Origin of the sequence: Vibrio sp. 10N.261.52.A1, from assembly GCF_002876325.1 — a bacterium.
GTDB classification, from domain to species: Bacteria; Pseudomonadota; Gammaproteobacteria; order Enterobacterales; family Vibrionaceae; genus Vibrio; species Vibrio chagasii.
The window spans coordinates 1-8116 of the sequence record NZ_MCYD01000992.1 but is presented as its reverse complement, the minus strand read 5'-3'; the positions used below and the strand labels follow the sequence as shown (position 1 = coordinate 8116).

Below are 8116 nucleotides of genomic sequence, written 5' to 3'. Positions count from 1 at the left end.
CTTCTAGAGAATGTTGGGATTTCGAGCTTATTTTTTTGGGCCTTAACAGTATTTCCACGCCAAGCGTGATAGCGATGCATAACACAACAATATCAATAACTTAGAAAACCATTCAAAGCAGTGACACCCTTGATACTCAAAGGAAAGATAGACAGCCAACGCGCTGATACCTTACTGAAAAGAGTATGCCCAAAAGCCATCCCTATTTTGCTCTCACTGATCGCTCACGCCCCTCTTAGCCGTAGAATCAATAACACTTGTATGTTCCTTTTATCCATTGCGGGATCAATAAAATTAATCGAGAAGACAACAAATATTTGTTCGATCGTCAGGCTGATTATCAGCATACTCGGCTCTATTCTAAATTTTTAGGAGGGGTGATATGTCACAATTTATAGAACAAACGTTAAACCTTGCCCCCTTCAGCTGGGCAGGGCTAGCAGTGTGTATGCTGTGTGGTTCGTTAATCGGTATCGAGCGACAAACACGCGGCAAACCAGTAGGTATCAGAACCTCGATTCTGATCATCAGCGGTACCTATTTCTTCCTTACCATGGCGATTAGCCTATCTCCAAACACACTCGATCAGGCTCGTGTACTTGGCCAGATCATTACTGGTGTTGGTTTCCTGGGTGCGGGTGTGATGATGACACTAGATGGCAAAATTCATGGTGTGACTTCAGCTGCCATTATTTGGGTATTGGCGGCACTTGGGATGATGATAGCGCTTGGTCACCTTTCACAATCGGTTATTATCACGCTATTAGCGTTGGCGATCTTACTTGGTGTCGACAAAGTGGAAAACAGCTTCCAGAGCCTACGTCGTGGTGTTCACCAAAAGTGGATGAGAAAAGGCCGCGTGAAGAAATAAAGCTGCACTCAGTCACCTGTGAGCACGACAACAAATACAAAGAAGCCTAGTCACACGACTAGGCTTCTTTGTATATCAATGAACGTGGATACACAGTTGATTTGCGCCCAAGGACTTAGCAATGCTCAGCTGTTTACTTGAAGAACGGACACTCTGATTTTTCCATAGGTGTCCGATACTCTCGAACTTATGTAAAGAGTAGAGCACTGCTCCCCCAGAAACCGAAATAGCCACTTTCTCTCCTGTCGAACACTGGTAGTTCTGTAAACTAATATCGCTCTGGATTCGTTCAAATATTGAAGAAAGCAATTCTAACGACTCTCCCGCAATCGCCACCACGAACTCCCGGCCATCAAATCTCGCCACGATATCGTGTTGCCTCACGCTGTTGACGATAAGTTTAGCAACGTGACAAATCACCCTATCACCAATCTCATTGCCATAACGATCGCAGATCGCCTTTAAATCATCGATTTCAAAGACACCAATCCCTAAAATTTTTCTCTCATCTTGCGCCAAAAATTGCGCTTCAAAGCCACTGCGATTGAGTAACCCTGTTAATGGATCGGTCATTGAAAGATCATTTAAGCAGCGGTGTCTTTGCTCACGATAAAATCGCCATAGCCGCCATGCTGCAACCACATACAAGAACAAGAGTACCAGTAACCCTTTGTAGTCCCTTTCCAGTATGTGTAAGAAGTGCTCGCTCTTCGTTTCTTGAATGGTCAAATACAGCTGCGTATTCACCCCATCCACGTACAAGGGTTGTGAAAAAGTGTAATCCAACAAGCCATATTTATTCCTGCCGCTGACACTAGTAATCTCATAGCCATGCTTCGCATTCGAAAATAAGCTAGAGGTATAGCCATCAATACCTAATACCCCTTTAAACTCACCGTTGATATAGATCCCTTTGGTTAAGGTCACCACTTTCTCACCAGTCAGGTAATCGTCGTATTGGCCGGTATACACAACCTTATCTCTATTTTGAGATACGCCATAGCGGATGGTATTGATCCAATAGGGCCGACGACTAACGATCGAGTCAAACGTATCGCCTTTCATATATTGGGCAATATCCGAGGGGGCCGAGATGATAAATTTATCTTTGGAAATAAAATAAATGGCGGAGACACTACTGATGGTGTTCGTAAAGTAAGCCATCGTTGGAGCAATAAACAGACGCTTGCTCGCTTCCCTATACAGCGCAGATTGAGAGTCACACATCTCGGTAGGGCCTGAGAACATAAAATCAAAAAGAGGGTCTTTCTGCCCTTCACTAATAAAATAGCAGGTATCGTCCTCCGTCTTTTTTTCATGCGAAAAGGTATAAGTCTCACCATGTAATGGGTAGAGCGCTGTAATGTTGTACTCTAACGCATTCAGTATCTGAGTGAGCTCAGTGAGTGCATGGGTTACGCCTTGGTTTTCTGATCCATACTGTGTGTCTGATTCTTCCGCTGAATCAACGAGCAATAAGCTCAAAACTACTAAAAAACTGGCGGTTAGGCCTAAGAAAGCCTTCTTAAAATCGATAGTATGGGGATTAATCAAAGCATATAAATCATCGTTGTGAATTTAGCGCACATTGTACTTATGAATAAACCCACTGCAACAATAAATATAAAACAACATGCTTATATTATTCAGTACGAGAGAGTTTGAACCTGGATATTAAAATACAGAGTAGAAATAACGCCTAAGTAAGAAGCACTTAGGCGTTACGAATCAGAGTAGTAACACTAAGCCTTACTTCGCAAAGTTCACAATTGGGAAGCATGGGAAGAAACCGTTATCTGCACAGTTGATCAGACCAACCTGTACGCCTTCGATTTTGTTGGTTTTGTTGAAGATACCAACCTGTACAGTCGACACCTCTGAAAGGTTCGCCGCACCAACATCAACCATAGTGTCGCCTTCAGAGTAGTTTACGAAGCTCACGTTGGCACCTTTTACATCGTTAGTGATGTTCACAGCACCCAGGTTAAGACCCGTTGTTTTACCCGTATTCCAGTTGAAGAAACCTAGCGATGCACCTGTCATCTCTTGGTTCACTTTAGATGCACCAAAAATACCAAGGTTCACACCCGTTGTTGTTTGAGTCTCAGACATACCCACAACCGCAAGGTCGACACCCTTAAGGTCGTTTACTTGTCCGTGAAGCAGAGCCAAGCGCACACCACCAACTGCATCTGAATCAGGTGCGTTGAAGCCGTTGATTGTTGAAAACATAACAGGCGAAGAAGCGAATGCCGCTGGTGCCATTACTGCTGCCGACACAGCAAGTACTGAAAGTAGTTTTTTCATTGGGGAGTCTCCACTGGCTTATTGTTAACTTGATTTATAAATTATCAATCAAGCGTTTATTGTCCTTTATTCAACAGCTATCCATGTTATATCAATGTCATAACTGTACTGTTGAATATAAGACGGTAAATCAGAAAGAGCAATTGAAAAACAGATACGGGATGCGAGTAGCGAGATGAGAAAAGAATAAGAGCGGATCCGGGATTCGAGTAGCGAGATGCGAAAAGCAAAGAGCAGAGATAAAAGCAGATGCGGGATACGGGTGACGAGATACGAAAAGCAAAGAGCAGAGATAAAAGCAGATGCGGGATTCGAGTGAACGAGATACGAAAGGCAAAGAGCGGAGGTGAAAGACCAAAACGTAACAGCGAGCTTATTAAGCAAGAAGAAGGGGAAGTTATTGTTCTAGTGACTTGATTAAAGCGCCTAACATTCGTGATATTTGAAGTGCTTCAGATTGCCACCTAGCAGCAACGTCTTTAGCTACAAATCCAACCTCAGAACCGATATCGGCTTGAGTAGCAAACTCACCAATGGATCCTTTGGCGATTGCAAAGAAATGCTTACGCTCTTTAAGAGATCTTCGCTCACAGCCTTCAGCGATATTACTAGGGACGGACAACGCACTACGAGTAATCTGGTCTTTGAAACCATAGTCACGACAAGTCGCCGTTTCCCTATAAACAGAAATCGACAGCAGACGACTACGCTGCCAAACATCTAGTTTTCTATAAAGCACAATTTCTACCTAAAGACCGAAAACCTAATCATCTCAAAAGTACCCCATTGAAAAGCCCCAAAAAAGAACCAAAGTTCGAGACTTCTGTTCAGTGGTGTCTGGTAATTTCGAACTTGCTCTCAATCTTTTCGAATCTCGTTTACCCGAATCCCGTATCTGCTTCTAAGCTCTTCTCATCCCGCTTACTCGAATCTCGTATCTGCCCTTCAAGCTCTTCGAATCTCGTTTACCCGCATCTCGTATCTGCTCCTAAAAAAAACGGAGACCGAAGTCTCCGTTTTTAATTTCACTACGAATAGCAAAGGGGGATTACATCATACCGCCCATGCCACCCATACCGCCCATACCACCCATGTCAGGCATTGCAGGAGCAGATTCTTGAGGCTTGTCCGTCACCATCGCTTCTGTTGTGATCATAAGACCAGCAACAGATGCAGCGAATTGTAGTGCAGAACGCGTCACCTTAGTTGGATCTAGGATACCCATAGCGATCATGTCGCCGTATTCGCCCGTTGCAGCGTTGTAACCGTAGTTACCTTCGCCAGCACGAACGTTGTTAGCAACAACAGACTCTTCGTCACCTGCGTTCTTAGTGATTTGACGGATAGGCGCTTCCATTGCACGTAGTGCAACGCGGATACCTACGTTTTGCTCTTCGTTGTCGCCTTCAATGTTAGCCACTTTAGATGCAGCACGGATAAGTGCAACACCACCACCAGCAACCACACCTTCTTCAACTGCAGCGCGAGTTGCGTGAAGTGCATCTTCTACGCGGTCTTTCTTCTCTTTCATCTCAACTTCAGTCGCAGCACCAACTTTGATTACTGCAACACCGCCAGCTAGCTTAGCAACACGCTCTTGTAGTTTCTCTTTATCGTAGTCAGATGTTGCATCTTCGATTTGTTGACGGATTTGAGCAACACGACCTTGGATCATCGCTTCTTCACCCGCGCCATCGATAATGGTTGAGTTTTCTTTGGTGATCGTTACACGCTTAGCTTGACCTAGGTCTTCTAGCGTTACTTTTTCTAGGTCTAGACCGATCTCTTCAGAGATAACCGTACCGCCAGTTAGGATAGCGATGTCTTGTAGCATTGCTTTACGACGGTCACCAAAACCAGGTGCTTTAACAGCAGCAACTTTCACGATACCGCGCATGTTGTTTACAACTAGAGTTGCAAGCGCTTCGCCTTCTACATCTTCAGCGATGATTAAAAGTGGACGAGATGCCTTAGCTACTGCTTCTAGAGTCGGAAGAAGTTCACGGATGTTTGAAACTTTCTTGTCGATAAGAAGGATAAATGGGCTCTCTAGATCAACAGAACCTGCTTCTTGGTTGTTGATGAAGTAAGGAGATAGGTAACCGCGATCGAACTGCATACCTTCAACTACGTCTAGCTCGTCTTGTAGAGCCTGACCTTCTTCAACGGTGATAACGCCATCACGACCTACTTTTTCCATCGCTTCAGCAATGATGTTACCTACAGTCGCATCAGAGTTTGCAGAGATAGTACCTACTTGCGCGATAGCTTTAGTATCAGCACATGGAACAGAAAGGCCTTTTAGCTCTTCAACAGCAGCCGTTACTGCTTTGTCGATACCGCGCTTAAGGTCCATTGGGTTCATGCCAGCTGCAACCGCTTTTAGGCCTTCAGTGATGATAGCTTGAGCTAGAACTGTAGCTGTCGTTGTACCGTCGCCCGCTGCGTCGTTCGCTTGCGAAGCCACTTCTTTAACCATTTGTGCGCCCATGTTTTGGAACTTGTCTTCAAGCTCGATTTCACGTGCAACAGAAACACCATCTTTAGTAATAGTTGGTGCGCCAAATGATTTGTCTAAAACAACGTTACGGCCTTTAGGGCCTAGCGTTACTTTTACTGCGTCAGCCAGAACGTTTACACCTTCTAGCATTTTAATACGTGCGTCGTTACCAAATTTAACGTCTTTAGCAGCCATCTTTATTTCCTTTAAATTCTTTATTCAGTCAGTTCAGTTTGTATAGCGCGGATTACTCAACGATCGCCATGATGTCATTTTCAGACATGATCAGAACTTCTTTACCGTCGATTTTTTCAGACTTAGTGCCGTAGCCTTCAGCAAAGATAACAGTGTCGCCAACTTTAACGTCCAATGGTTGTACTGAACCATTTTCTAGGATGCGGCCTTTACCCACAGCTAGAATTACACCGCGAGTTGATTTTTCAGCGGCAGAACCAGTTAGAACGATGCCACCAGCAGATTTAGATTCAACTTCTTGGCGCTCAACGATAACTCGGTCGTGTAGAGGACGGATATTCATCGGTCGTATCTCCTGATAATTTCCATTTAATTTGATAGTTGCCACGATTGGCATGGGGTTAAAGAGTATGTTGGGGCGAAGTGAAAGATCCCAAGGGGTAGAAAGGAAATTTTGTGATCTCAAGAGCAGATACGAGTAAACGGGATGCGAGATGCGAAAAGCAAAAACACACCTGCGAATTGTCCTGTGTAACTATCAGGGATAAAACAAAAGAAGACTGCATATCTTTTCTCCGCTTTTAGCCCTTCGATACTTGTTTACCCGCATCTCGTAACTGCCCCTCTCGCTCTTCGTATCTCGTTTACTCGAATCCCGCTTCTGCTTTTAAGCTCTTCGTATCCCGATTACTCGCATCTCGTATCTGCTCTTTAAGCTATTCCCTTCCCGCCCACATCTGTTTATCCTACACCTTTTTCGTTCCAACTGGCGTTTTACATGCAAGATAAGCACGGGCTTTTGACCGCCCCCATTGCGAGTACATTACGTACCATGACCATTCCGACTATCTTCGGCATGGTTGCGATCTTGATGTTTAACTTGGTCGATACCTTCTTTATCTCACTACTCGGCACACAAGCACTTGCAGCAGTGAGCTTTACCTTCCCAGTGACCTTCGCCATCAACTGCATCACCATGGGCATCGGTGTGGGGCTGTCCACATGTATTGGGCGCTTGCTGGGCCAAGGCTGCGCACAAAATGCAGCTCGCTTTACTTGCCATGGATTATTGCTTGCCGTACTGCTTGTTGGGTTTGCATCCACACTAGGGCTGGTAACGCTTGAGCCGATGTTCACCTTACTGGGGGCAGAGCCAGAATTACTGCCACTGATATCTGAATACATGACAGTTTGGTACTTAGCGATCCCGCTGCTTGTTATCCCAATGGCAGGCAACAGCGCGATACGAGCGAGTGGCGATACCAAAACCCCTGCCAAGATCATGATGTTGGCGGGCCTGATTAACGGCATTCTCGATCCACTTCTTATCTTCGGTTACGGGCCTTTCCCCGAACTCGGGATTCAAGGCGCCGCCATCGCTAGTGGTTTCAGTTGGTTTGGTGCGTTGTGTGGTTCGCTTTATGTATTAATCCAACGAGAGAAGTTACTCGCTCCGCCAAAAGCTCAAGAGGTTATCCGCGACTGGAAACAAATCCTCTCCATTGGCACCCCAGCAGCACTTTCAAACGCGTTAAACCCACTCGCTGGGGCCATCATTATGATGATGCTGGCTAAACAAGGAACCGAAGCTGTCGCTGCTTATGGCGCTGCTCAACGTATTGAATCGATTCAAATCATCGTTTTGATGTCTCTCACTTCCGCTCTTACCCCTTTTATGGCGCAGAACTTTGGGGCAGAGAATCCACAACGTAGTTTCAAAGCTCTATTCTTGAGCATGCGTTTTGCCGTGCTATTCCAAGGTTTGATCTTTTTGATGATGGTGCCACTGAGCATCCCTTTAGCCGCCCTCTTTTCTCAGGAAGAGTCTGTTCGAGGTATTTTGTGGCACTACCTGTTAGTCGTGCCATTTAGCTATGGCTTCCAAGGCATTGTGATGATGCTAATCAGTGCAATGAATGCCATGCATCAACCACTCAAAGCCTTCCAATGGAGCTTCATGCGCCTGTTTGTATTTACCCTGCCATTTGCCTGGGTAGGCAGCCAAATTGATGGTGTCGAAGGCCTATTTATTGGACTAGCGCTAGGAAACATAATGGGTGGCATTTCAGGGTATTTGTTTGCGCTTCGTATAAGGGGTAAAGCAGATTCGGGATGCGAGTAATCGGGATTCGAAAAGATAAAAAGCAGATACGGGATTCGAGTGGCGGAATACGAAAAGACAAAAAGCAGATGCGGGATGCGAGTAATCGGGATTCGAAAAGATTAAAAAGCAGATGCGGGAT

The 8116-nt window shown here is 45.2% G+C and carries 7 protein-coding genes; 2 read left to right on the top strand and 5 right to left on the bottom strand.

The features are described 5' to 3' along the window. The first annotated feature begins 382 nt into the window (after window positions 1-382). Window positions 383-871, top strand: coding sequence for an MgtC/SapB family protein (locus tag BCT81_RS21545; protein ID WP_004741346.1), 489 nt, complete (start codon window positions 383-385; stop codon window positions 869-871). Window positions 872-946: 75 nt separating this feature from the next. Here BCT81_RS21545 and BCT81_RS21540 read toward each other — a convergent pair whose 3' ends face one another. The 5 genes from BCT81_RS21540 to BCT81_RS21520 all read right to left on the bottom strand — a co-directional run bounded on the left by BCT81_RS21540 (window position 947) and on the right by BCT81_RS21520 (window position 6216). Beyond that, the gene (locus tag BCT81_RS21540; protein WP_102425781.1) at window positions 947-2425 is read right to left on the bottom strand and encodes a sensor domain-containing diguanylate cyclase; all 1479 of its coding nucleotides are present in this window, start codon (window positions 2423-2425) and stop codon (window positions 947-949) included. Between the two features lie 195 nt (window positions 2426-2620). Then, on the bottom strand, window positions 2621-3178 hold the full coding sequence (locus tag BCT81_RS21535) for a hypothetical protein (protein WP_061033192.1): 558 nt from the start codon (window positions 3176-3178) through the stop codon (window positions 2621-2623). Window positions 3179-3575: 397 nt separating this feature from the next. Further along, entirely contained in the window at window positions 3576-3917 is a 342-nt protein-coding gene (locus BCT81_RS21530; protein WP_102425780.1) for a four helix bundle protein, read from the bottom strand. 309 nt (window positions 3918-4226) lie between these two features. Then, the gene (gene groL, locus BCT81_RS21525) at window positions 4227-5873 is read right to left on the bottom strand and encodes a chaperonin GroEL (RefSeq protein ID WP_102425779.1); all 1647 of its coding nucleotides are present in this window, start codon (window positions 5871-5873) and stop codon (window positions 4227-4229) included. Window positions 5874-5925: 52 nt separating this feature from the next. Further along, window positions 5926-6216: a co-chaperone GroES gene (locus BCT81_RS21520; protein WP_004741353.1), complete on the bottom strand. Its 291-nt coding sequence runs from the start codon at window positions 6214-6216 to the stop codon at window positions 5926-5928. A gap of 435 nt (window positions 6217-6651) precedes the next feature. On the opposite strand from BCT81_RS21520, the gene BCT81_RS21515 reads away from it, so the two are divergent. Continuing rightward, the gene (locus BCT81_RS21515) at window positions 6652-7995 is read left to right on the top strand and encodes an MATE family efflux transporter (RefSeq protein WP_102425778.1); all 1344 of its coding nucleotides are present in this window, start codon (window positions 6652-6654) and stop codon (window positions 7993-7995) included. Window positions 7996-8116 lie beyond the last annotated feature (121 nt).

What these genes read in the sequence shown, in the direction of transcription:
- BCT81_RS21545 (WP_004741346.1), top strand. Translation starts at nt 383, where the DNA reads ATGTCACAATTTATAGAACAAACGTTAAACCTTGCCCCCTTCAGCTGG.
- BCT81_RS21535 (WP_061033192.1), bottom strand. Translation starts at nt 3,178, where the DNA reads ATGAAAAAACTACTTTCAGTACTTGCTGTGTCGGCAGCAGTAATGGCA.
- groL (WP_102425779.1), bottom strand. Translation starts at nt 5,873, where the DNA reads ATGGCTGCTAAAGACGTTAAATTTGGTAACGACGCACGTATTAAAATG.
- BCT81_RS21520 (WP_004741353.1), bottom strand. Translation starts at nt 6,216, where the DNA reads ATGAATATCCGTCCTCTACACGACCGAGTTATCGTTGAGCGCCAAGAA.
- BCT81_RS21515 (WP_102425778.1), top strand. Translation starts at nt 6,652, where the DNA reads ATGCAAGATAAGCACGGGCTTTTGACCGCCCCCATTGCGAGTACATTA.